General features: G+C 56.5%; 21 protein-coding genes, 1 tRNA gene and 1 pseudogene. 11 read left to right on the top strand and 12 right to left on the bottom strand.

Annotated features, from left to right (window positions below):
* Positions 1–23: 23 nt before the first annotated feature.
* The 10 genes and pseudogenes from yihA to rpmH form a co-directional block, all read right to left on the bottom strand.
* Positions 24–677 (bottom strand): ribosome biogenesis GTP-binding protein YihA/YsxC, encoded by a 654-nt coding sequence (gene yihA / locus ACR0JW_RS17875; protein ID WP_170619183.1) that lies wholly within the window; start codon positions 675–677, stop codon positions 24–26.
* Positions 674–1411, bottom strand: a complete 738-nt coding sequence (locus ACR0JW_RS17870; RefSeq protein WP_170678522.1) for an MOSC domain-containing protein — start codon at positions 1409–1411, stop codon at positions 674–676. The genes yihA and ACR0JW_RS17870 overlap by 4 nt, the downstream gene beginning before the upstream one ends.
* Complete coding sequence (gene yidC, locus ACR0JW_RS17865) at positions 1408–3237, bottom strand: membrane protein insertase YidC (protein ID WP_170678520.1); 1830 nt, start codon at positions 3235–3237, stop codon at positions 1408–1410. Before yidC ends, ACR0JW_RS17870 begins: the two co-directional genes overlap by 4 nt.
* Before the next feature lie 126 nt (positions 3238–3363).
* Positions 3364–4476: an EAL domain-containing protein gene (locus ACR0JW_RS17860; RefSeq protein ID WP_480714264.1), complete on the bottom strand. Its 1113-nt coding sequence runs from the start codon at positions 4474–4476 to the stop codon at positions 3364–3366.
* Between the two features lie 6 nt (positions 4477–4482).
* On the bottom strand, positions 4483–4905 hold the full coding sequence (locus ACR0JW_RS17855; RefSeq protein ID WP_480714263.1) for a hypothetical protein: 423 nt from the start codon (positions 4903–4905) through the stop codon (positions 4483–4485).
* Between the two features lie 70 nt (positions 4906–4975).
* Positions 4976–5869, bottom strand: coding sequence for a tRNA 2-thiocytidine(32) synthetase TtcA (gene ttcA, locus ACR0JW_RS17850; RefSeq protein WP_170678518.1), 894 nt, complete (start codon positions 5867–5869; stop codon positions 4976–4978).
* Between the two features lie 44 nt (positions 5870–5913).
* Positions 5914–7530, bottom strand: a complete 1617-nt coding sequence (locus tag ACR0JW_RS17845) for an acyl-CoA dehydrogenase family protein (protein ID WP_170678516.1) — start codon at positions 7528–7530, stop codon at positions 5914–5916.
* A gap of 67 nt (positions 7531–7597) precedes the next feature.
* The gene (yidD, locus tag ACR0JW_RS17840; RefSeq protein ID WP_170678514.1) at positions 7598–7846 is read right to left on the bottom strand and encodes a membrane protein insertion efficiency factor YidD; all 249 of its coding nucleotides are present in this window, start codon (positions 7844–7846) and stop codon (positions 7598–7600) included.
* Positions 7843–8269, bottom strand: a pseudogene (gene rnpA / locus ACR0JW_RS17835) (ribonuclease P protein component). Before rnpA ends, yidD begins: the two are co-directional and overlap by 4 nt.
* Before the next feature lie 26 nt (positions 8270–8295).
* Positions 8296–8430, bottom strand: coding sequence for a 50S ribosomal protein L34 (rpmH, locus tag ACR0JW_RS17830; RefSeq protein WP_005980833.1), 135 nt, complete (start codon positions 8428–8430; stop codon positions 8296–8298).
* Between the two features lie 296 nt (positions 8431–8726).
* Between rpmH and ACR0JW_RS17825 the strand changes: the two genes are divergently transcribed.
* The 4 genes from ACR0JW_RS17825 (at position 8727) to ACR0JW_RS17810 (ending at position 12422) form a co-directional block, all read left to right on the top strand.
* The gene (locus tag ACR0JW_RS17825) at positions 8727–9458 is read left to right on the top strand and encodes a TVP38/TMEM64 family protein (RefSeq protein WP_170678510.1); all 732 of its coding nucleotides are present in this window, start codon (positions 8727–8729) and stop codon (positions 9456–9458) included.
* A gap of 3 nt (positions 9459–9461) precedes the next feature.
* Positions 9462–10880, top strand: coding sequence for an FAD-dependent oxidoreductase (locus ACR0JW_RS17820; protein ID WP_170825374.1), 1419 nt, complete (start codon positions 9462–9464; stop codon positions 10878–10880).
* Between the two features lie 15 nt (positions 10881–10895).
* Positions 10896–12281 (top strand): sensor histidine kinase, encoded by a 1386-nt coding sequence (locus tag ACR0JW_RS17815; RefSeq protein ID WP_170678605.1) that lies wholly within the window; start codon positions 10896–10898, stop codon positions 12279–12281.
* A 64-nt stretch (positions 12282–12345) separates the two neighbouring features.
* A tRNA-Arg gene (locus ACR0JW_RS17810) sits at positions 12346–12422 on the top strand.
* A 539-nt stretch (positions 12423–12961) separates the two neighbouring features.
* Here ACR0JW_RS17810 and ACR0JW_RS17805 read toward each other — a convergent pair.
* A complete protein-coding gene (locus ACR0JW_RS17805; RefSeq protein WP_480714262.1) occupies positions 12962–13942 on the bottom strand; it encodes an AraC family transcriptional regulator in 981 nt (326 codons plus the stop codon).
* Positions 13943–14076: 134 nt separating this feature from the next.
* Here ACR0JW_RS17805 and ACR0JW_RS17800 point away from each other — a divergent pair, with 134 nt between their 5' ends.
* The 3 genes from ACR0JW_RS17800 to ACR0JW_RS17790 all read left to right on the top strand — a co-directional run bounded on the left by ACR0JW_RS17800 (position 14077) and on the right by ACR0JW_RS17790 (position 19307).
* Positions 14077–15588, top strand: a complete 1512-nt coding sequence (locus ACR0JW_RS17800) for a DUF1214 domain-containing protein (protein WP_217354419.1) — start codon at positions 14077–14079, stop codon at positions 15586–15588.
* Positions 15589–15641: 53 nt separating this feature from the next.
* Positions 15642–17744, top strand: coding sequence for a DUF1214 domain-containing protein (locus ACR0JW_RS17795; protein ID WP_171121461.1), 2103 nt, complete (start codon positions 15642–15644; stop codon positions 17742–17744).
* A gap of 438 nt (positions 17745–18182) precedes the next feature.
* A complete protein-coding gene (locus tag ACR0JW_RS17790) occupies positions 18183–19307 on the top strand; it encodes an alpha/beta hydrolase (RefSeq protein ID WP_170499405.1) in 1125 nt (374 codons plus the stop codon).
* Positions 19308–19934: 627 nt separating this feature from the next.
* On the opposite strand, the gene ACR0JW_RS17785 is transcribed toward ACR0JW_RS17790, so the two are convergent.
* Positions 19935–20942 (bottom strand): AraC family transcriptional regulator, encoded by a 1008-nt coding sequence (locus ACR0JW_RS17785; protein ID WP_170586711.1) that lies wholly within the window; start codon positions 20940–20942, stop codon positions 19935–19937.
* A 117-nt stretch (positions 20943–21059) separates the two neighbouring features.
* Here ACR0JW_RS17785 and ACR0JW_RS17780 point away from each other — a divergent pair, with 117 nt between their 5' ends.
* The 4 genes from ACR0JW_RS17780 (at position 21060) to ACR0JW_RS17765 (ending at position 24933) form a co-directional block, all read left to right on the top strand.
* On the top strand, positions 21060–22472 hold the full coding sequence (locus tag ACR0JW_RS17780) for an amidohydrolase family protein (protein WP_234900806.1): 1413 nt from the start codon (positions 21060–21062) through the stop codon (positions 22470–22472).
* 26 nt (positions 22473–22498) lie between these two features.
* Positions 22499–23263, top strand: a complete 765-nt coding sequence (locus tag ACR0JW_RS17775; RefSeq protein ID WP_170337125.1) for a DUF3299 domain-containing protein — start codon at positions 22499–22501, stop codon at positions 23261–23263.
* Positions 23260–24438 (top strand): carbohydrate porin, encoded by a 1179-nt coding sequence (locus tag ACR0JW_RS17770; protein ID WP_170337128.1) that lies wholly within the window; start codon positions 23260–23262, stop codon positions 24436–24438. Before ACR0JW_RS17775 ends, ACR0JW_RS17770 begins: the two co-directional genes overlap by 4 nt.
* A 114-nt stretch (positions 24439–24552) precedes the next feature.
* Entirely contained in the window at positions 24553–24933 is a 381-nt protein-coding gene (locus ACR0JW_RS17765; RefSeq protein ID WP_170337130.1) for a hypothetical protein, read from the top strand.
* The last annotated feature ends 36 nt before the right edge of the window (positions 24934–24969 follow it).

The raw sequence follows: 24969 nt of genomic DNA, 5'->3' as shown, positions 1-24969 counted from the left end.
GGACGGTGCTGCCAAGGGTGAAGCTACTCAAGATGTGCAATGATCGAGCGCAGGGTCGGTATTCCGTCACCTTTCTCGGAGGAGGTCAGCACAATCTCGGGGTAGGCGGCAGGGTGTTTGGACAGCGCGGTGCGGACCTGATCCAGCACCTTCTCACGCTCTTTGGCCTTGACCTTGTCGGCCTTGGTCATGACGCATTGAAAGGTCACGGCGCTGGTATCCAGCAGCTTCATGATCTCGTCGTCCACAGGTTTTACCCCATGGCGCGAATCGATCAGTACAAAAGCGCGGCGCAGGGTTTGTCGTCCGCTGAGGTACTGTTTCAGCAGTCGCTGCCATTTCTCGACTACTTTGACCGGCGCGTTGGCATAACCGTAACCGGGCAGGTCAACCAGATAGAGGTCGGGCCCTTGCGTGAAAAAGTTGATCTCCTGCGTGCGGCCGGGCGTGTTCGATGCGCGCGCCAATCCCTTGGTCCCGGTCAGCGCGTTGATCAGGCTGGATTTCCCCACGTTCGAGCGGCCCGCAAAACACACCTCAAGCCGGTCGGGGGCGGGCAGGCCGTCCATGGCAACCACGCCTTTGACGAATTCGGACGGGCCAGCAAACAGCTTGCGCCCGGTTTCCTGCGCAATCGCATCCGGCGCGTCCGCCATTGGAAAAGGAAGCGTGCTCATACTGGTTCTACCTTGTCGCCGACACGGATATCTCCGCCCTGGATAACTTCGGCGTAGACGCCAAAATCCTGATGATCCCAAGCGTTCAGGGCGCCCAGCGTGTCTGCATCCCGCGTGCCGGTTTCCGGGTTGGCGGTCGTGGCCAGACAGCGCGTGATACGTTCCCGAACTCGCAGAACGGCCTGACCGATGCGAATGTCGCGGTTCAGCCAGTCAAACTCTTCCCACAGGGGCAGCCCGTCGAACCAGATGTTGCCGCGCCAGCGGACAAGGGACAGGTCCTTCCCCAGCTTCTGCTCGACCGCCCGATGCGAGGCCATGTTGCACAGGCTGATCGAGGGGAAGTCACTGTCGGTCATTCCCCGTCCCGGAACCCGGATGATCCGCGCCGACGCAGCCCTGTCGACGGGCATCAGCGGTTTGACCCAGTCCAGAAAATCATCCTGCTGCGTGTCGGGATCGAAGCTGATCTCGGGGCGCCCTGGGTGGTTGAGCGTCACGGTGCCGCCGTTCATCCGGGCCGATATGGCCGCCAGTTGCGGGGCTTTGGAGCAGCGGCTGAAATTGGCACAGGGCGCCCATTCCGAACCATCGGCCTTTGACGCCTCGTGCGCGACGGCCCAAACGCGATCCCCGGGCATTGTCTGCCCGGGGGTCACGGTTACATTACTCAGGCTTTCCCGCCCGTGACTTTTGATTGGATGCCGCCAGAGGCTGGTGACAGACCCGCTCATTTGTCATCCGTCTTCGGGGTCCGCTTGAACCCGGACTTGATGTTGCCGAACACGTCCGGCGTGTAGCCCTGGCTGCGCATGATCAGGTACTGCTGCGTGAACGTGATCGTGTTGTTCGCAATCCAGTAAACCACCAGGCCGCTGGCAAACCCGCCCAGCATGAACATGAAGACCCACGGCATCCAGGCAAAGATCATCGCCTGGGTCGCATCCGTTGGTGCCGGGTTCAGTTTCTGCTGCAGCCACATCGAGATACCCAGCAGCAGTGGCAAGATACCGATGAAGATCAGCGCCATCAGCGTATCAGGCTGCGGTCCGCCCCAGGGCAGCCAGCCAAAGAAGTTGAAGATCGAGGTCGGGTCCGGCGCGCTGAGGTCCTGGAACGGGCCAAACCAGGGGGCCTGACGCAGTTCAATGGTGACAAAGATCACTTTATACAGCGAGAAGAAGATCGGGATCTGCATCAGGATTGGTAAACAGCCTGCGGCCGGGTTCACCTTTTCCTTTTTGTACAGCTCCATCATGCCCTGCTGCATCTTCTGACGATCGTCGCCGGCAGCCTCTTTCAGGGCCTCCATCTGCGGCTGAAGTTCCTTCATCTTGGCCATGGAGACGTAGGACTTGAACGCCAGCGGGAACAGGATCGCCTTGATGATCAGGGTCAGGCCGATGATAGACCAGCCCATATTGCCGATCAAAACGTTGATGTTGTGCAGCAGCCAGAAAATCGGCTTGGTCAGGAAGTAGAACCAGCCCCAATCGATGCTGTCCACGAACTTCTGCACACCTTCCGCCTGATACTCGCGGATGGTTTCCCATTCCTTGGCGCCTGCAAACAGGCGGGTGGTGACTTCCTCGGTCGCGCCGGGCGCAACGGACAGGGTCGGCAGCACGGTTTCGGTTTGATAGATCTTGCGGCGCGCGTCGTATTTTGCCGCCGCCTTGAAGGCCGAACCTTCAGCCGGGATCAGGGTGGTCATCCAGTAGTGATCGGTAAAGCCGACCCAGCCACCTTCCTTGATCTGAAAGACTTCGGCTTGCGCGCGTTCATTCGGATCAATGTCAAAATCGCGGACATCGCCATAATCGATCTCGTCCAGAACGCCGTCCGCCATGACCATGACGCCTTCGTGCAGGATAAAGAAGTTCTTCAGGCCCGGCAGGTCACCATCCTCACCCATCCCGTGGCGCGCCAAAATGCCATAGGGCGCCATGCCCACTTCGGACTGCGTGGTATTCTCGACCGATTGCGTGACCGAGAACATGTAGTCTTCATCAACCGACACGGTGCGTCGGAAGATCAGGCCCTTACCGTTGTCCCAGACCAGTGTGACCGGGCTGTCGACGGTAAGCGTGTCGCCTTGTTCAGTCGACCAGAGCGTGTTCGGCCCAGGGACATCCGCGCCGGCAACGCCCGCCCCGGGCGCCCAGCCATACAAGGCGTAATAGGCAGAATCGGACCCGACGGGCGAAAGCAGCTCGACGATCGGGGCGCCTGCTTCGATCGAGACCTTGTAGTCTTTCAGAAACAGCTCATCGATGCGTCCGCCGGCCAGGGACATGCTGCCAGACAGGCGAGGCGTGTCGATCTGAATGCGCGGGGCCTCGGCATCGGCTTGTGCTTCTTCCGTGACAGCAGATGCATCCCCGACGGCTGTGTCACCCGCTGCGCTTGGAGTCTGAAGCTCACTGCCCTCGGAGGCGCTGACTTCCACCTGATCCGGTGTCGGTGCCTGTTCCGGGGGTGGGAAAAGGACGAACCAGACGAGGATCACCAGAAAGCTGAGCGCGGTTGCGAGGATGAGATTCTTGTTCTGATCGTCCATCTGGGACAGCCACCTTGAGCTGGGAAACACACCGGAGGTGTTCAACAGAGTGCAGCCCCAAAGGTCAAGTGGAATCGCCCGTCAATTTGCCACCGGAAGGGATTGCGCCTTGCAAAATCCCGGATTTCATCCGGTTTGCCGTCCAATCCCGGGAACCTTGTTCACTTTTGCGCGGTGCGAAGCGATCCAGTCGAGCGTCTGCTCGAATGGCATCGGTTTGCCAATTCCGAACCCCTGCACATGATTGCAGCCAAGCTGCGCCATCAGGGCATGCTCACCCGGGGTTTCCACGCCTTCGGCCAGTGTTTCCAGGTTCAGCCGTTCCGCCATCGTCAGGATGGCACTGGCCAATTGTTGCTGACCGGGATCCCGATCGGATTTTGTCACAAAGGACCGGTCGATCTTGATCCGCGAAACATCAAAGCGCTTGATGGACGCGATCGAGGCATGACCGGTGCCGAAATCATCCAGATCGATACAGCACCCCAGCGCGGCCATTCCGGTCACATTGCGGGTGATGACGTCATCGGGCCGTTTGGCAAACACCGTTTCCAGAATTTCGACCGCAAGCCTGTCCGGAGTCAGATCAAACTGGTCCAGTTCCCATTTCAGGCGATCCATGAGCCCCGGGTCGCGGAGTTCATCGGACGAGAAATTGATACCGATCCGCGGAATCACAACGCCGGCCCGGTCCCTGGCCTGCATGGCAGTGAACGCATGGTGGCGCATCGTATGGCCCAGCCGTTCCAGCAGTTCCGCCTGCTGGGCGAAGGGTAGAAACACCTGCGGGCCCAACACACCTTTTTGCGGATGCTCCCACCGGGCCAGTGCCTCAAAACCTGTGACGCGCCCTGTGTCCGTCGAGATTTGAGGCTGAAACCAGGGACGAATTTCACCATTGTCCAACGCTGCCTCGAAATCCTTGCGCAGGTTTGTGCGGATCCGGGACCGGCGGCGCGTTTCGGTGGAATAGGCCCGAATGGTCGAAGGGCCGTTTCTTTGTGCTTCGGCAAGTGCGGCGTTCGCCGCCTCGATCCCGTCGGTTGCGTCGCCGTCGAAGTCATGAGGCATCAGGCAAAACCCGATCGAGCACGAGACGTAAAGCCCGGCACCATTCAGCATGATCGGTTCTTCGATTGCAGTCTGGATGCGGCCGGACATCTGAATGCAGGATTCCAGGTCAAGATGCTGAGATGCCCCAAGACCCAAAGCGATTTTGTCTCTGCCGTCTCGGGTCACGATGTCCTAGGCCCGGATCGTGGACAAGGTCCGGCTGCAAGCCAGTTCGGCGATATGGGCAGCCGCCGCCTGCCCGTGCAGGTCTAGCAGCGACGCATAGTCATCCAGTGAAATCACGAAACAGGCCGAGCTTTCCATATTTTTCCTCGCCCCATCCAGAAGGAGCCCCAACCTGGTACGAAACACCTGATCCGGCATCATCCCGCCAGAGTTGTCGCGAAGTGAATTCCCAATCGCAGGCCAGATATTTGCGGCGCTTGCTCCGGCAAGGATCAGGGGCAAGCCCAATGCGACGATCAACAGCACTTGCTCTCCGCCGATCCAGAAGGCTGCAAGGCTGAGTGCCGGTATGAAGGCCAGTGCGGAAGGGCCGCTCAGGCCAGCGACAATCGTGTTGAGAACTCGTTTAAAGATCAATCGGTTCCGCATTGGTTCTAACGGCCTTCAGCTTGGACTCAGCGCGCAAGCCCAACCGTAGGAAACCAAACTGAGTCAGTCGTTAACGCAGACGCGGAATTTCGTCCGATTTTTCGCTTTTTTGACCCGGAACAAGCGAAAGATTCGCGAAATCGAACAATTTCGGGTCCAGCAGATGCGAGGGTCGCGCGTTTGTCAGGGCTCGGAACATCACCTGACGCCGGCCGGGGCTGTTCTTTTCCCACTGATCGAGAATCTGTTTCACCTGTTGGCGCTGCAAGCCGTCCTGACTGCCGCAGAGGTCACAGGGGATGATGGGATAGTTCATGGCGGTTGCGAATTTCGCGCAATCGGCCTCGGCCACATGGGCGAGGGGGCGGAAAACGAACAGGTCGCCCTCTTCATTCACAAGTTTAGGCGGCATGGTGGCCAGACGCCCGCCGTGGAAGAGGTTCATGAAGAAGGTTTCGAGGATGTCGTCACGGTGATGCCCCAGTACCACGGCCGAGCAGCCCTCTTCCCGGGCGATGCGATACAGGTTGCCGCGGCGCAGGCGTGAACACAGTGCGCAATAGGTGCGGCCCTGCGGAACCTTGTCCATCACGACGGAATAGGTGTCCTGATATTCGATGCGGTGCGGAACACCCATTCGTTCGAGAAACTCGGGTAGAACAGTGGCGGGAAAACCCGGCTGACCCTGATCCAGATTGCAGGCCAGAAGGTCGACCGGCAGCAGTCCGCGCCATTTCAACTCGTGGAGAACCGCAAGAAGGGTATAGCTGTCCTTGCCGCCTGACAGGCAAATCAGCCAGCGGGGCGGTTTGCCATCCTTGTCATGGGCGGACGGGTCCACCATCCCGTAATGCTCAATGGCCTCACGGGTCTGGCGCACGATGCGCTTGCGCAGCTTTTTGAACTCGGTGGTCGAGGGCGCACCAGCAAAAAGCGGGTGGATATCGTCAGCTTCGTCAAACATTGGCTGCCCCTACAGCAGTTGTGGCAACCGGGCAAGTGGGCGGGTCAGCCCAGACGCGCCAGCAGGGCGTCGGTGTCCAATCCTGTGACCGATCCCGGGATGCGACCGCTTTCACCTGACAGGCGCGTGGCAATAAACCCGTCGGCAACCGCGCCAGGGGCATGTCGCACCAACTGCGCCGCCGCCAACAACAGTGCTGTACGCTCGGCAAACCACCGTGCCTCTGCCTCGGGTGGCAGGTCGGGCCAACGGTCGCGATGGGCTTTCAACGCTGCGTCATAGCCCCGGTCTGCACCTCTTGCGGCGTCCAACTCGGCCTGCAGTACCTCGGCAGCCAGCGGTTCTCGGATCAGGGTGCGCAGAATGTCGAGGCAGATCACGTTGCCTGACCCCTCCCAAATGCTGTTTAGCGGGGCTTCCCGATAGAGCAGGGGCAGGGGGGTATCCTCGACATAGCCCATGCCGCCCAGCACCTCCATCGCCTCGACCACGACAACCGGACAGCGCTTGTTGTTCAGGAATTTGGCCAGTGCGACGCTGATGCGGGCAAAGGACCTGTCTTCGGGCGACCTGCCATCGAATGCCTTCGCAACCCGCATCCCCAACGTCAGAGCGCTCTCCCAATCCAGTGCCAAGTCGGCCAGCACGGCGCGCATCAGGGGCTGGTCGATCAGACGGCGCTGAAACGCGGTTCGGTGGCTGACCCAATGATGTGCCTCGGACAGGGCGGCACGCATCAGCCCGGCCGGAGCCATGGCAGTGTCCAGCCGGGTGTGGTGCACCATTTCGATGATAGTCTGAACGCCAGCGCCTTCGTCGCCCAGCTGATAGGCCAGCGCGTCATGGTATTCGATTTCGGCAGAGGCGTTGGATCTGTTGCCCAGCTTATCCTTCAGACGCATCAGATGGATCGCGTTGCGCTCGCCCTCCAACCAGCGGGGAACAAGAAAACAGGTCAGCCCACCCGGTGTCTGCGCCAGCGTCAGGAAGCCGTCCGACATCGGGGCCGAGCAGAACCACTTGTGACCGTGCAGACGCCAATGATTGCCGTCGCGGGTGGCAATGGTGGTATTGGCGCGTACGTCCGAGCCACCCTGTTTCTCAGTCATCGCCATACCCAACGTGGCGCTGGCTTTTTGGTCGATCGGACGCGTCGACGTATCATAGCTGTGCGCCATGAGTTTTGGGCGCCAGACCGAGGCGATCTGCTGATTGACCTCAAGCGCCGGGATTGCCGCATAGGTCATGGTCATCGGGCAACAATGCCCCGGCTCGACCTGTCCCGCCAAGTAGACCATGGCTGCGTGGGTGGCGTGCCCACCAGGCTGACCGTCCCAGGCAATTGCGGCGTAACCGGCGGACTGGCTGATCTGCATCATCTGGTGATAGGCGGGGTGAAACCGCACCTCGTCCAGACGCCGCCCGCCCTGATCGAATACCCGGAGTTCGGGCGGCTGTCGGTTGGCTTCGCGCCCCAGCTCTCGTGTCTCGGCGCGTCCAAGTGTTTCGCCCAAAGCCGCCAAAGGCGCTACGCGCGCGCCGGACACGTTCACCGTGTCTCGAAGCACCGGGTCGCAGGCCCACAGGTCAATGTCACCACGAACTTGCGGTTGGTTGTGGACGGTGTGCGTGGGCAGAGTGCGGCGCGCGTCTGGTGGCATCAGAACCTCGGGTTGGACTGATCCGAATGTTGAGCGCAGGTTCAACCGGGTCAAGTCTGACCGGGGGTCATAACGTTCTGCTCTGCTCGTCAGGGCTTTCCGGCACGGGGTCGTAGCCGTCACCGCCCCAAGGGTGGCATCGGCCGATCCGTCGGGCGGCCAGCCACGCGCCCTTGAACGCACCGTGTTTTTCCAATGCTTCAAGCGCATAGGCCGAACACGTGGGCTGATAGCGGCAGTTGAACCCGACCCAGGGGCTGAAAACCAGCCGATAAGCCCTGACAGGCAGGGCAAGGACATGAGAGAACAGGGTCATTTCCGCGCACCGTGGATTTTGCGCAGCGCATAACGGAGGTCATCCAGAAGGGCGTCAAACGGGCGCGCGGCGGTCACTTCGGCGCGACCGACCAGTACATAGTCCCACCCATCAAGCCCACTGACGGGCAGCACAGCGCGGGCGGCCTCGCGCAAACGCCGCTTGGCGCGATTGCGGGCAACGGCATTGCCGACCTTCTTTGAACAGGTAAACCCGACGCGAATTCCGGTCGCCTCGTGAGGCGCGCGTTTGCGGCCCTGCACCATCATCGAGGATGTGCCCTGTCTGCGCGCGCGGGCGGCTTTCAGAAAATCGGATCGTTTCGTGAGAACGGTCAGAGTTTCAGGCGCGCAAACGGACGCCGCCGGGGGCGTTTCCCCGGGCTGGTTCTTACCATCCACGAGGGGCCTCCGGCGGCGTCATGTTCATAACCTGACAGGTCGAGCGGTTTACGCGCTCAGCGACTTGCGGCCACGAGCGCGGCGCGCGTTCAGGATCTTGCGGCCGGCCTTGGTGGCCATGCGCGCGCGGAAACCGTGGCGGCGTTTGCGAACCAGGTTCGAAGGCTGATAGGTGCGTTTCATCGCTCCGTCTCCAATCTATGCGGTCGGGTGCGGCGCGGATTCGCCTGCCCGTGGTGTTCGAAGCCCGTCCTCTACTGGGTAGCGGGGGGTAAGTCAAACCCCAAGGTGGGGGTTTTAGCGGCTTTTGCAACAATTCTGTAACCCAGCCCGTGAAAAGGTTTCAAAAAGACGGGTCAGCGGCGCCAAACCCTCACATTCCCGGACAAAAACATCAAGGCAGCGTGAGGCCCCTGTTGCCGAGGCGCCATGCGGCGCATGTTGTTTGCAGAATGAAACACACGAAACCGGACAGCCACATGAGTGATGCAACTCAGGCCCCGCGCAGAGGGCTTGCGCGACATATGCCGTTGCTGGTGATTCTTACCGTTGCAGCGGTGGGGTTTTTCACGCTGGGCGACTATCTGACATTCGAAACTCTGCGCGACAACCGCGAGGCGCTTTTGGCGTGGCGTGATGCCAATTACTGGGCAATGGCCGGTGCTTTCGTGACGATTTATATTGTCATCGTGGCATTTTCGTTGCCGGGTGCGGCGGTGGCCTCGATGACCGGCGGGTTCCTGTTCGGACTGATCGCCGGAACCGTCTTCAACGTATTTGCGGCCACGGTCGGTGCATCGGTGATCTTTCTGGCCGCGCGCTGGGGGTTGGGCGAAGCCCTGACGGCTCGCCTCGAATCTTCGGAGGGCAGCATCAAAAAGCTCAAGGACAGTTTGCGCGAGAATGAAATTCCGGTGCTGTTTCTGCTGCGCCTTGTACCCGTCGTGCCGTTTTTCGTGGCCAACCTTGTGCCCGCTCTGGTCGGCGTGAAGTTCCGCAATTTTCTGATCACCACGGCGCTGGGCATTATCCCCGGAGGGATTGTGTACACCTGGATCGGCGTGGGGCTGGGCGGTGTGTTCGACCGGGGCGAGACGCCTGACGTTTCGCTGCTGTGGGAACCCTTTGTCATAGGTCCCATCATCGGCTTGTGTGTGCTGGCCGCTTTGCCGATTGTCATCAAATCCGTTCGAGGCCGAAAGGACGCCTGATTCATGCAAGATCTGAAAGCCGATATCCTGGTGATCGGAGCCGGGTCAGGGGGGTTGTCCGTGGCCGCAGGGGCCAGCCAGATGGGGGCAAACGTCATCCTGCTGGAAGGTCACAAGATGGGCGGCGATTGCCTGAACTTCGGATGTGTTCCGTCCAAAGCCCTGATCGCCAGCGCCAACGCAGCCCATGCGCAGGCCCATGCCTCGGCGCTGGGCGTGGCGGACGTGGTTCCGCAGGTGGATTATGCGGCGGTCAAGGACCACGTGCGGGACGTAATCGCCCAGATCGAACCGATGGACAGCCAGGAGCGGTTCGAGGGTTTTGGCGTCAAAGTTATCCGAGAATATGGCAGCTTTGTTTCTCCGACCCATGTGCAGGCGGGTGGTCACCTGATCACTGCGCGGCGTGTGGTGATCGCGACGGGTTCGTCCCCTTTGGTGCCGCCGATCCCCGGGTTGGATCAGGTGCCGTATTTCACCAACGAGACCATCTTTGACCTGCGCGACAAGCCCGATCACCTTCTGATCATCGGCGGCGGGCCCATCGGCATGGAAATGGCGCAGGCCCATATTCGGCTGGGATGCAAAGTCACTGTGATCGAAGGGATGACAGCACTGGGCAAGGATGACCCCGAAGCGGCCGCGGTTGTTTTGGAGACTTTGCGCGCGGAAGGCGTGGTGATTCACGAAATGGCATTGGTCGCGCAGATCAGGGGCAACGCTGGTACGATTGAGGTAGTGACCGAGAATGGTGACGTCTTCTCGGGCTCGCATCTGTTGCTGGCGGCGGGGCGCAAGGCAAACACAGACCGCCTGAACCTTGAAGCCGCCGGGATCGAACTGTCCCCTACCGGGGTCAAGGTTAACGAGGCGTTGCGGACTACCAACCGCAAGGTCTATGCCATCGGTGACGTCGCCGGTGGGCTGCAATTCACCCATGTAGCCGGGTATCACGCAGGGATTGTCATCCGCTCGGCGCTGTTCGGCCCGCCGTCCAAGGCGAAGACGGCGCATATCCCGTGGGCCACCTATACTGATCCGGAACTGGCGCAGGTTGGCCTGACCGAAGCGCAGGCGCATGCACACCATGGTGACAAGGTCGAGGTCGCCCGTTTTGACTATCATCACAATGACAGGGCGATTTCCCAGCGGAAAACGAAAGGCTTCATTAAGGTCATGGTCGTAAAAGGCCGGCCCGTGGGCGTTACAATCGTGGGTCATCAGGCGGGCGAACTGATCAACTTGTGGTCGCTGGCCCTGGCCAATAATCTGAAGATGGGTCAGGTCGCCGCGATGGTGTCCCCCTATCCGACGATCGGAGAGCTTAACAAACGCGCGGCGGGCGCTTATTTCTCGCCAAGGCTGTTTGAGAATCAGGCAGTTAAACGAGTGGTCAGGTTCGTCCAGCGCTGGATCCCCTGACCGGGAAAGGAGCGCATATTGAACTCGCTGTCGGGCCGATTTCTGATCCTGACGACGGTCTTCGTGATGTTGGCCGAGGTGCTGATCTTTGTCCCATCGATTGCGCGGTTCCGCGAAGATTTCCTGCTGAACCGGCTTGAACGGGCGCAGATCGCCTCGCTGGCGTTGCTGGCTGATGACATGCTGGCCGAAGATCTCGAGGCCGAGCTTCTGGCCAATGCGGGCGTCTACAATGTGGTGTTGCGGCGTGACGAAGTGCGTCAGCTGATGCTGTCCTCACCGATCCCCGAGCCGATCACCAAGACCTACGATCTGCGCGACGCGAGCCCTTGGGTTCTGATCCGGGACGCGATGGCCCGGCTGTTCGCTCCGGAAAACGAAGTCATCCGAGTGATAGGCGAGCCGGTCAAGGGTGCCGGGCTGCTGATCGAAGTGACGATCGACAGCGCGCCGCTGCGCATGGCGATGACGGACTACGGCCTGCGAATTCTGGGGCTGTCCTTCGTGATCTCTATCATCACCGCTTTTTTCCTGTTTCTTGCGGTGCGTGTCGTTCTGGTGCGCCCGATCAAAAGCGTGGTCGGATACATGCAGCGCTATGCCAGCGCACCTGAGGATGCGCGCGGTATCATCTCGCCGGATTCCCGGGTGACGGAACTCAGGGAAGCCGAGGAGGCCCTGCAAATGTTGCAGAAGGAACTGACGCAGGCCCTGAAACAGCGTGAACGCTTGGCTCAGTTGGGTGGGGCCGTGGCCAAGGTCAGTCACGATTTGCGCAACATCCTGACCTCGGCACAATTGTTCACGGACCGTATCGAAGCCAGTGATGATCCGGTGGTTCGGCGTCTGGCCCCCAAGCTGGTGAATTCGATCACCCGCGCGGTGTCCTTATGTGAAAGCACGCTGGCATTTGGCCGCGCCGAGGAACCAGCACCCACATTGACCATGGTCCGGTTGCGCGATGTCGGTGAAGATGTTGTGGCCAGTGAAAGGCTGGCGGTTGCCGATTCTTGCGTGGAAATTGTCAACAACCTGCCGCAAGACCTGATCGCCCGCGCCGACCCCGAGCAGATGTTCCGGGTCATGATGAATCTTGTCCGCAATGCGCGTCAGGCGCTTGTCGCCTCGGGCAAGCCCGGGAAGATCACGATAGAAGGCCGTGAAGACGACGACAGCTGGTGCGTTGAAATCCGCGACAACGGTCCGGGCCTGCCCCCGAAAGCGCAGGAAAACCTGTTTACCCCGTTTCAGGGCGGCGTGCGCAAAGGAGGTTCGGGTCTGGGCCTGGCGATATCGCAGGAACTGGTGCGCGGACATGGCGGTGATTTGGTGCTGAAGCACACAGGTCCTGACGGAACCACCTTTGAAATAAGCCTGCCACGCGGCGATCGGACTTTTTGAAGTTTTTTTTGAGAATCGACTTGCACGTCCCCGGACCTGGGTCTAAATACCGCCTCACCAACGCGGACCGATAGCTCAGCTGGATAGAGTACTTGACTACGAATCAAGGGGTCGGGGGTTCGAATCCTCCTCGGTCCGCCACTTTTCTTAAATATTTCAAGTGATTGCCCTTGGGCGTCTGAGAAATCTAGTGTTTTGTGCGTGTGAATCGCCACCGAGTCGCCACCATGGATTTGTGTATCAGGCCAAAAAAATGGAGTCTGGCCAACAAATCAGATGCAAGTTTGTCGAATCCCTCTTGGTTGTTCAGGTAGGTGATGCACCTCAGTGAGCGAAGGTCAAACGGGACATCGTTCATGGATTGCGTAATTAGAATAACCTCTTTGCCCAACGTGTGGGCAATACCAGCCTCATAAAACACGTTCGGATTCTTGTCCGACAAATCGCAAATTGCGACTGAAGAAGTGCAAATTAGCTCTGGGATGTCTTGAATGATATTGTGGTTGACCCAAAAGTCATCAGCACGTTTGCGCTGGTAACCCTCGGCCTCAACTGCTGCCTTCACGATCTGATACCGGTCTCAACGGCAGCTTTGACCCAGAGCAGACATTGGCGAAAAATGCGGCTATGACCGAGTTGCGGACGAAGCGGTCGGTGGTACTGGAGCGGTTTCAGAAGGTTTAGAACCTATCGCGCCCAAGAATTCGGTGCTCAGATGGCGAGACACCAGTGGCGGCCTTAAATGCACGGCTGAAGTTGTTGGCTGTCTCGTATCCAAGCGCAGTAGCAATATCGGCGATGGTGCCAGACTGCAATGAAAGTAACTCTTTCGCCCGGCTTACGCGAACATCGGTTACTATGCGACGGAATTGCGCGCCTTCTTCCTCGAGCTTCCTTTGAAGAGCGCGAACACCAAGCCCGAGTGCGCGAGCGGTTGCATCAACCGAGATTTCTTTGTGGTGGAGTTGCTGTCGGGCTATTGCGGCAACCCGACCAGCCATTGTTTCAGGTGGTCCGCCGACGCGTTCCCTCGCAACATCGTCAACCGTCACAAAACCGCGAACGCGATATTGCCTTCTGTTCTCGACCAAAAGCAATGAGCTTTCGAATTCCACACCCAACCTTGGTGCGTTCCAAACTATGGGACACCCATATGTGTCTTCGACTTCGACCGAGTTCGGTACTTTTGCAAAATCCAAGAGAACTGCCGTAGGCGTCCATTCCTTACCTAGGTACTCGCGAAAAATACTTAGGAAAACGCCGATCGCGGAAAAAGCTATATCGGCGTAAGCGGGGTGCTCCGGCATTCCGAATTTGTAGCAATAGCGCGAACGTCGGCCAGAGGCTTCCAGCCATGCACGATCAACTGATGAGTGCAAAGGCATAACCGATGTTGCGCGACGTAGCGCGTTACCCAACGTAGGCGCGGACAGGACATACTCTCCCCAAAGCCCGTAGTCTGCGACCGTTAGGTAAGGAGACCAAAGCAAGCCAATGTTTTGATGGCCCGCCAATCGAACCGCCTCCTCGACGAATGTCGCCAGCGAATGCTCGGAAATGTATCCCGACCGTTCTTCGATAAAGTGATGTGGAAGGTCAGCGACATCCATGGCCTTCGCTAATCTTTTTTCTCCAGCGACCTCATGGACAAACTGCGGCATCGCACCAAGCGCCTTCGCTGAAATCATCGGTGGCAGTGCCATTGAGTTCTCCGGAAATGCGCCTGTCGTGAAATGATACGCATCTGCGTTTCGGATGTGCAAGTCTCGCGAAAACCTCAAGGGAGTAGTCACGAATGAAACAGATGGGCACATTGTTCACAGACTTATCGACCAAGTGTTTAGTTGCGGCCATTTGCGTCGGCGGCGCCGCTGCTCAGGTCGAGGCGCAGGAATTTAACGACACGGGCGACATTCTCGCGCGCTCGGCGCAGGTTGAAGACATCGAATACAAAATAATGGTGCAGCGCGCGACGCAAACCGCGATTTGGGGCATGCCTGCTGCAGGCATGATCGACTTCCTGAAAGGTATTCGCCGAGATCTGGGCGGGGATTACAACGACATTGTGTATCTCAACAAACCGTTCGACTCCAAACACGGGTTTCTGACGGCCAATGATGTAACAGCTTACGCATGGGCGTCCATGACATCTGAGCCCGGGCCTTTGGTGATCGAAGTTCCGGCAGCAACAGACAAGGTCAATTACTTCGGTACGATTGTAAACGCCTGGGATGTCCCGATTGCCGATGTTGGTCCGGACGGGTTCGACGAAGGAGAAGGTGGTAAATATCTCATGCTGCCACCCGACTATGATGGCGACATGTCAATCGAGGAACTGACTGACGCGGGATACTTGCCGTTCGAGACAGACACTTACGAATACGGGTTTTCATTCCGCCCAAAGCTGACCAACGGCGCGACTGATGCGGACGCGGCTGAATACGCACAGACGATAAAAGTCTACTACCTGTCAGAAGCCGACAACCCACCACCGAACACCTATCATGAAGCCTCTGAGGTTCCCTACGACTCCCTGCCGTACTACAACGAAACCTTCTTTCAGGACCTAAACGACTATGTCCAGAACAACCCAATCCGTCCTCAAGACAAAGTCATGGTGAACTTTCTGAAGGATCTCGGGATTGAGAAGGGTAAGCCGTTCGAGCCAACCGAACTTCAGGTGAAGGCAATGGAGGAAGGTCTGTTGCTGGCTTATGCATCCATGCAGCATTATTTTGTGACGCCAGGCAAAGCGATGTTGCCGCTATGGGTGGACGAAAACGGCGACATGAAAAGCCAATGGCTTATCTGGGACTTTGCAGAGGGTCAGGCCGAGCTTGGGTTTCCTTACGAAACTGAAACCGAAGTGCTTGTCGATGCCCGTGCCGGCGGCAGCTACTTCTGGATTACCTATTTGCCGAAACAACTTGGCGGCGGGACGTTCTACCTAACTGGTCTGCGCGACAGCGAAGGCGAGATGTATGACCACAATCAGACTTACAAGCTGAACGTGCCAGCGGACACACCCGCCGAGGATTTCTGGTCAGTCATTGTCTATTCGATGGAGACCAAGAGTTTCATCCGCGACGTCGATCCTGTGGGACTTTCCGAGCGCGACACCGACACGATGCAAGCAAACGAAGATGGTTCTTACGACATCTACTTCGGGCCTGAAGCGCCAGAGGGCATGGAAAGCAACTGGATCCCAACCACCGAGCCCTACTTCCTCCTGTTCCGCCTCTACGGCCCTGAAGAGGGCTGGCTGGAAAGCGGCTGGATGCTCGGAGATCTCAAGAAGGTCGAGTAGCTGAAACTTTTCGCAATTGAATTCGGACACTGACCGGTATTGGCACAAACCAATTGGTCAGTAATTGGAGAGGCGGTGTATGCCTCGGGACACCGTCTCTCCACAACAAACACCAAAGTGCCAAGTCGCGACAAGCGCATAAAGGCAATGAAAATGGGAGTTTCAAAATGAGAAACATTAAGACTTGTATGACAGCGATTGCGATTGCACTCGCAGTCAACACGGGACCGCTTAAGGCGCAACAATTTGGCCAAGAAAGAGCACGAGCGGTCGGTGAACTGACAGATGAAGCGGTTGTGTCCGCTCTGCGCGAAGATGGTCGCGTCTCAATGAGCGGCGGTTTTTTTGAGACCGACAGTGACGCGCTAACCGGCACGTCACCCGAGGTGTTGTTCAAAGTTGCCAGCGCGATGGCGACGCTGCCTGAAATGCGACTGGCGATCGTGGGCCATACGGACTCGGTGGGTGACTTTGCATACAACATTGACCTCGCTGAGCGCCGTGCTGCGGCCGTACGCAATGCACTGATGGGCGAACCCTACAACGTCGCGGCGGAACGTCTGGTCGCCATGGGAGCAGGTCCAATCGCGCCTGTTGCCTCGAACTTGTCCGAGGAAGGACGCGCGCTGAACCGGCGCGTGGAGTTCGTTTTGCTGAACGAAGATATGATTCAACAAAACGAGGGCGCAAACGAACAAGTTGCATTGCCTCCACAATCAGACAGAGAGTTCGCCGCAATCGTACCGCAAAACGTTTTGACACCGGACAGAGTGAAAACAGAGACACTTGGCACACTTGAGTTTTTCGATGGCATGCCTTCACCAGATACGGTTGAGAAAGTCTTCGACAATCTGGACTTGATGCGCGCAACGACTGCTTTTCTTGATGGCATGAAAATCGCGTCTCTGCGTGGAATGTTTCAAGGCTATGAAGATGTAGGCGCACAACCCAATGATGTCGTCATTGCAGAAAATCTTCTGGATGCCAGATCAATCTGGCTGACGCCTAATACAACGACTATTTACGTTGGTTCCAACGTTGATATCTCCGAAGGTCCTATGGTCATAGAGGTGCCCGCTGGCATGTTGGGCCTGTTGGACGACGCAGGGTTCGACTACGTCGCAGACATTGGCGCGCTTGGTGCAGACAAAGGCGAAGGCGGGAAATACCTGTTGATGCATCACGACGATGAAACTGCAGTGCCAGAAGGATATTTTGAACTTCGTACAAGAACAAATGAACACTGGTTGCTGCTGCGTCGCTCCCCCGGGGCAGATGGTGACACAACAGGACCAGTTGCAGAGATCAAGGCAGGGCTGAACATCTATCCGCTCAGCGCAGCCGACAATCCGCCATCGGAGAACTTCATCAATATCTCCGGCGTTCAGCACAACACAGTCCATGCCAACAACGAAGACTTCTTCGAGGAGATTCATGTAGCCTTGGATAACAATCCGGTCGGCGCTTTTGATCCAGAAATTGTTGGGACATTTGCTTCCATTGGCATCAAAAAAGGCGAACCGTTCGAACCGGACGCCAGAATGAAGGGAATCTTCAAAGAAGCAGCAGCCATCGCAAACGCGACAGCGCGTGCGATCACATATGCCTCACGGGATCCGGGGGTGTACTTCTATGAAGATCGTCAATGGAACTCGCCGTTCCAACGCCAGAGCTATCTGTTCCTTGAGGATGGCGCGCGTATTCTGGATGATCGGACATACTTCTTTTACATGGCGACAGGTATCACACCTGCAATGACTGCGCCGCCGGTTGGCACCGGGTCGGTGTATGCAATGACGGCCCGCGACAAAGATGGGGAGTATCTGGATGGTTCAAAGACCTATAAGGTAACGCTTCCCGCGCCGGTCCCTGCCAAGAACTTTGCGTCATTCATGCTCTATAGTGGGCAGACTCGTTCGATCTTGGAAACAGACCAACAATCCGGAGGGATCGACTCCAACCGGCCCGGAATAAAGCCGAACGACGATGGTAGCTTCAGCATCTATTTTGGACCGGAAGCGCCGGAAGGTTGGGAAAACAACTGGGCGCAAACAGTTCCCGGTCGAAGCTTCAATGTTATGATGCGCCTTTACGGGCCGCTTGAACCATGGTTCGACAAAAGCTGGCGGCCCGGTGATTTGGAACTCGTGGAGTAGTCTTGGAAGTTTAGGCTAGACGAGCAAATGTCTTATGGCGAACATGGACGCTCCAAGAAATTGGGGCGTCTCCAAAACCGGCCGCTTTGGGCTCGAAGCGGTCATTCGCCGCGACCAGCGCGAACGACCGCTCTGCGGACTTTCCAGACCTTCGTTCTGGTTGGCCCGACGGCGGCTTCTGGCCCGAACCCGACCTTTTTGCCGGTCGCGGTGAATTTACACTTTTGAGCCTTAGATGACCAATATTTTGCGTTGGCAACCGTGTATCGAAATCCCTGAAAATAGCGACAAAAGGACTTAATAACAAATATCGATTCATTGGATTTGAGTGCTGTGATCGAGATCAATAGCTTCAAGCTTCTATTGGGCTATACATAGGGTGTCAGCTCGTGAAGCCTTGTTTGCCCGTGATAACTAGAATTTGGGAAGATTATGTTTATGAATCATTTTGGTGTCGTTGTGGATTGGTTTCGAGGTTTTCTCACTGTTCTTTTGATAACTGGTGCGCTTACGTCTTGTTCCCGTTCCCCAGAACTGGTTGGTATCGACAACTCCAAGATCCCTGCCGTTTCTGTCACGGAGGCAACGCGGCAAAAGATTTTCATCACCACCACAAGGCAAGCGACAGAGGTTGTTGGAGCATTCTACTCTGGCCAAAGAGCTCCAGAACTGGGATTAGCATCGGTTGTAGTATCGATACCACCTAATCATGTTTCAGGAGAGTTAGAGCGTTCCAAGAGGATGCCGCCGGACCCAAGAACTGAATTTGCGGTCATCGAACCGACAGTCTATCAAACCGACGATGCATTCATCAGGTCCCTGAATGGAGCGCTCGCCAAGTTGCCACCCGGTGATCGCGACATTCTGTTCTTTGTGCATGGCTACAACAACACTATCAGCGATTCGATCCTTAGGCTGGCCCAGTTTGTAGAAGACACGGACTTTAAAGGCGTGCCTGTCTTGTTCTCCTGGGCGTCTGCAGCACAACCGGTCAAGTACGTGTATGATCTGAACAGCGCTCTTGCCGCGCGTCCGCAGTTCCTGAAGGCCGCAGACATACTTGTCAGAACCAAGGCAAATGGCGCTGACATATTCGCACACTCGATGGGCTCGATGTTGTTAATGGAAGCAATCGTCTTTGCCGAACGGGCGGGCAAGTTCAACTCCACGGGTCGCCTCAAATCCGTCATGATGGCATCTCCGGACATAGATATTGATGTGTTCCGGTCTCAATTGGGCATGATAGACGGAGACCGCACCAAATTGTTTGTCCTGACATCCAAGGATGATAACGCCCTTGGGTTTTCTCGCAGGATTTCGGGTGGGATTAGCAGGGTGGGAGCGTCCGACTCAGCCGAACTTGCCGAGCTTGGAGTGACTGTGATCGACCTGAGCAATATTGATGACTCCAAATCTGGCAGCCATTCGAAATTCGCAGGATCACCGGAAGTCGTACAATTGATTGGCCAGGGTCTGAACAGTTCCAGCCGCTTTGGGAGCAAGTCAAATCATCCCCTTGAAAATATGATCTCTGGCCTGCCCATCCTAGTTGTATCAAACTAAAGGCCGATGCCTCTTGATGTTTCGGGGAAGTATCAAAGTACATTTGGGCTACGCAGCCGGTTTCAACCAATAGACAGAAAAATCGTTTACGCGCCCAATGCCCCCGTTGAATACCTAAATGCTAAGACCCTAAAAATTACGTTCAGCCACCTTTACTTCCACCTATAGCAAGGCTGCGCAAACCGCCTTTTGCGACCAATGCTGCGCCCGAACACTATGTCTGCATTGGGCTCAGTGTTGCCGTTCTCCGCAGCAAGCATGATTGGCTGGTCCCAGCCTGAAGCAGGCATTCACAATCACGCTTTTCAGTTTTGCACCAAGCCATTGACTAGGACATGCGCGACGTTCAGGAAATCATGTTGTCTGCTGTAAACGACTGAATTGGGCTCGGTGCCATCGTTGTCTGCTGTTAGCATGATTGGCCGCACGCAGCCCGAAGCGGACCTTCGCAACCAAGCTTTGCTAACTCCGAAATACACAACGAAACGGCCAGTTGCAGAGGTTGTATCGGCGGTGGCAACCAACCATTCATGTCGTCGACTAACCTGTTCAACGTCGCACTACAACTTCTCCGAACTGATCCCACGAGGACCTAATCTTCGAAGCGTTCATTTGGCTCGACCACATTTACTTGCTTCGGAACTTGGTCGGTGTCATTCCGGTCTGACCTCGGAAAAAGCGAGTGAAATGGGACTTGTCAGAATAGCCGAGCATCAGTCCGATCTCTGCAATTGTCATCTGGTTTTGTTTGAGGTGCTCCTTGGCGACATCGATACGCAGCCGTTTGATTTCGCGCGGTAGCGTTGTGCCTTGTTTTTGAAGCGCTTTCAGAAACCGTTCCGGTTGTATTCCCAGCATTCCAGCCACCATCTCTGGTCCCAAATCGGTTTCATCCAGTTTGTCGCGTAAGACAGATCGCAAAGCTGCCACCACGGTTACTTCTTCATCTTGTCGAAGTGATGCTATGGGCTTGGCAGAACCCTCAGAGACGTGGTGCAAAAACAACCATTCCACAGGAAAACTAATTTGCATTCCGGGATCAGTCCCAAGGCCAACCTCGATCCCTTTGTAGTCGATAGGCAGCCCATTGATGTATCTGCTTTCCCATCGCACACGGGAAGAGTCCCAGGACTCTCCGACGACGGTCTGCAATAGGCGTACATAGATTGCGGCACCAAAACCGGTCACCTGAATGGGTGGGACGGTTGGTTCCTGTTGCCTCTCGATACGATAAGTCGCTTTGTCTGCTTCAATGACAAGGCTGTGCCGCACAGAATTGGACTCCTGCGGCACGAGCTCAACAAAGCGGGTAAAAAACTCGAACAGCGTTTTTGTAGATTGCAAGGCTTGAGCGAAGGGCGGCCATCCTTGTAGGTCAAACGCTTCCCCTACATTCAGTCCTAGGTATCGATCCCCTGATACTTCTGAGAAAGCATTTCCCAAGCCGTAAACCAACTCGGAGTGAACGAACACGGATGGGTTAGTCATCAGTTCAGCTTTCAAGCCGACCTGATCCAATGCTGGTTGCGGATTGATCTTACGTTCGGTGAGATATTGCAGAAAGGGAGCGGCTAAAGAGAGGCGAACAAAGCCCTCGCTATGCTCTCGGGAGGTGGAGTTGAAAGGCAAGCTCATAACCCTTGTTGGATTAGCTTTAAGAAGTGGCCATTTTTGCAGTCACATTCGTATATCCTAATTCAAAAGGGGCAACCGAGCCAATGAATTCCAGACTATAGTTGGCAAAACATGAATATGAAGGGAGTACTTATGTCCGGCTTACGAATGTCTCTTTGCTCGACGGCAATTGTCGCGGCAGTTCTTTCTTTTTCGGCGACCGCGCAGGCTCAGGATCAAGAAGAACCCCAAACGCTGTTTACCAACGTGCATGTCTTCGACGGTGTGAATGAGCAACGCATTGAAAATGCCAGTGTTCTGGTCGAGGGCAATCTGATCAAGTCCGTCTCAACCGATGCCATTGATGCGCCGAGCGCGACGGTTATCGACGGCGGTGGGCGCACTCTGACACCGGGCTTTATAGAGAATCACGCGCACCTGATGCTCATGGGGCCATCGATTGCCGAGATGGAAACCAACTCGACCTGGGAGGATTTCGCCATCCACGGGACCCGGATGGCCGAAATGTACCTGATGCAGGGCTTCACGACCGTTCGCGATGCCGGGGGCGCTGGCGGCGGGCTGCGGCGCGCAATTGACGCCGGCCAGATCGTCGGCCCCCGCTTTTATCCTTCCGGGGCATTTCTCGGAACACGTGGTGGTCACGCCGATTTCGCATCCTTCACATCTCCGCCGGGTGGGGTGACCAACTTTGGGACTCTGAATATGGCCCAACAGGTCAACGGTGTTGACGAAATTTACATGTATGGCCGCAACAACCTGCGCATGGGTGCCACGCAATTGAAGTTCATGCAATCAGGTGGGGTGATTTCGGCATTCGATCCATGGCAGTTGCTCGCCGGTTCGAAAGAAGAGATCGAGGCCGCTGTTCAGGTTGCCAACGAGTACGGCACCTATGTCATGGCACATTCCTACCGCAAAGAAGCGATCATCAATGCCCTGAATGCAGGGGTCAGAACCATTGAACACGGATTTCACTTTGACTGCGAGATTTCTGCTTTGATGAAAGAAAAAGGAGCGTACATCACGACGAACATCACAGCATTTGATCCAGGCCTACTTGATGTTCCTTCCGTGAAAAACAACCCCAACAGTTTGAGGAAGGCCAAATCGGCCTCGGCGACCTTCGAAGCCTACATTCCAAGTATGAAGGAATGCCCGGCGCCGCGCGGTTTCCAAACCGATTGCGTCGGCTCGGTCGAAGCGTGCAACATCCAGATCGCCTACGAGAAACATCTGAATAACCATTTCTTCGGCCCCTATGCGTCGATGGTAACCCTAACTTCGGTAGGTGGCGAGATCGCGGCACTTAGCGGTGATTTCATGAACCCCTATCCGGAAGGCAAACTGGGTGTGATCGAAGAAGGCGCCTATGCCGACATCCTGCTGATAGACGGCAACCCCCTCGAAGACTTCTCTGTCGTTGGAACAGGCGATCAGTGGTTCGGTGCGGACCCGAGGCCGGACAGCCCGGAAACAATCCGCCTGATCATGAAGGACGGTGTGATCTACAAAAACACACTGGATTGACCAGATAAAGCAGCCGGAGAGCATTCATGCGAAATTGGTTTTGCTCCGCAGTATTCGCAGGGTTGGTTTTGTGCGGTTATGATGCTGCGGCGACGCCTGGAACCGCGTTGGACTGGGCAGATCTGCCAGATCCGTCTGCGCAGGTCTTTGATGACCCCTATCGTGAACTCAGCCCCGAACAGTTCGACGATGTTCTTTTCGTTGTGCGTATACGCGGCAGGTTGCAGCAGGAGGTTGGCAGCGCCGAAGAACGGCAGAAATGGCAATTGCTTTTAGCAGAGACCGAAGACGCCTTGGTGTCAGACGGAATTGACGTCGACTGGTTACTCGATCAGCGCGAGGTTGTGACTGAACGTCGAAGAAAGGCTGGAACGAGCGGAAACCCGCAATTCGACGGCAGAACAATCACACTCGCGGGCTTTGCCATTCCTGCTCCAAGCGATCCGGACGGCCGGCCTGTGGCGTATTTGGTGCCAGAAAGAGGGATGTGCAGCCACATGCCTCCACCTCCGCCTAACCAGATGATCCGTGTGCGGTTGAACGGGGACTGGGCGCCTAGCTATTTCCACGAACCCGTTCGGCTGACAGGCACGCTGACTATCGATCCTTCCGTTCATAATATGATGGTTGTGGATGGCCTCATGCCTATGAATGCGACTTTCCAGCTAGAGGCGGAACGTGTCGAAACTCTGGAAACCGAGGCAGACAGGTTGGAATGGAAGCAGCGTGCTGCTGATCGCATCCGCGCGGCAGGAAATCGCAAGACCGGTGGGGCACAGGCGTCAAAATGATAAGACTTCTGGTTGCCGCATTGAGCATTGCATTTGCTGGCGCAGCGTCGGCTCAGGGACTATCCGGGCCATCTTCAGTCGAAGCCGATCTTGCGCCCGGAGATGGGCTCACCGATCCGCAATATCGTTCCGATTTTCCACGCAACATCGCACCGGGTTGGTTTCAGTGGAAAGACCGACTGGCTGAGGGTGGTTTTCGGTTCAACATTGACTACCTGGCATTGGGCCAAACCACGGATGCTGATCTGGGAACCGGCGAAGCAGCCAGCGGAATTGCGCGGTTCTACGGCAGTTGGCAGGCAACTGAACGGGGGTCTCTGACATTCAAGATCGAAGACAGGCACAGTTATACTGACGTTGCTCCGCAATTTCTCGGGCTGGATGGCGGAGCCCTTTCAATCACGGGAACAGCCTTCAATGACAACGGTTTGCTTCTGACCAATTTGTTCTGGACCCAAAGGGCTGAGAATGGGTCGTGGGCGCTGCAAGTCGGCCAGATTGATGTAACGGACTTTGTGGATATCTACGGGTTGGTAAGCCCCTACAGTGGTTTTCAAAACCTGTCTTTCAATACCAACCCGACAATCAACACGCCCAACCAAGGCCTTGGTATTGCCGGTGGGGTAAAGCTGAGCGAGAACCTCTACGCCGTTGCCAGCGTATCAGACGCAAACGCCGACCCGTCCGATCCAAACTTTGATGTGTTTAGCGACGGCAATCTCTTCAAGTCGCTCGAACTTGGGTACACGTCCGGCTTTGATCGCATCTACTTCGACAATATCCATCTGACCCTCTGGCATGCGGATGCGGCTGACGATGGCAGTCGAGCAGAAGATTACGGCGCAGCGTTTTCCGCCGCATGGTTTGTTGACAATAAATGGATGCCGTTCTTCCGTGCAGGGGCCTCGAAGGGAACCGCAGCGCTTTATGAACGGTCGATTTCTGCCGGTCTCGGTTACTATGGTCGCAACACCGATTTGGCCGGTCTGGGCCTAAACTGGGCCGAAGCAAGAGGCATAGATGGCGATCAGTTCACGCTTGAAGCTTTCTACCGCTTTTCAATCTCACCCGGACTGCAGATCACGCCATCGGTACAATTCATTTCCGACCCGCTTCTAAATCCCGATCAGGACCGGATTACCCTGTTCGGTCTAAGAACCCGGATCGTTTTCTAATGCGGGGTGAAGGCAGTCACTAAGGGGTGTGCCAAAGGGCAACTAAGAGAGATCAAGCGCGTGCCGGAATTTTCAACGCCGGTCGAATGAAGTTGGGAAGCAAAGGAACAATCTATGAAGATTGCATACGGAATTCTTGCAGCCTTAGCAGTTGTGTTTTTCATCCTTGGAGGCAGCGATGCCCATGCCAAAGACAACAAGGGTAAAAAGCCGAACAAGGGGGGCAAGAACGGTGATGTCAGCATTCAGATAGAAGACAAACCCGGCAAAGGCCCAAAAGCTGTACCACCTGGACAGATCAAGCGCTACACGCGCGGTGCCAAGCTCCCATCTGACCTGGAGTTCGAGGATATTGGGGACCTTTCCAAATGGAAGCTTGGGGAGCCGGGCAAAGGAAACCGCTACATTCTGGTCGATGACGAAGTCCTCGAAGTTACGAATGACCTGTCTACCGTGGTCGATGCCGTCGGCATCGTCGGTGATCTTCTAAATTAGGCGAAAGTACGATGTTTCAGGGCAAGAACTACCTCG

This window comes from Ruegeria sp. BG6, assembly GCF_056538465.1.
The sequence above is the reverse complement of the archived record's forward strand: the minus strand, read 5'-3'. Positions and strand labels throughout refer to the sequence as shown.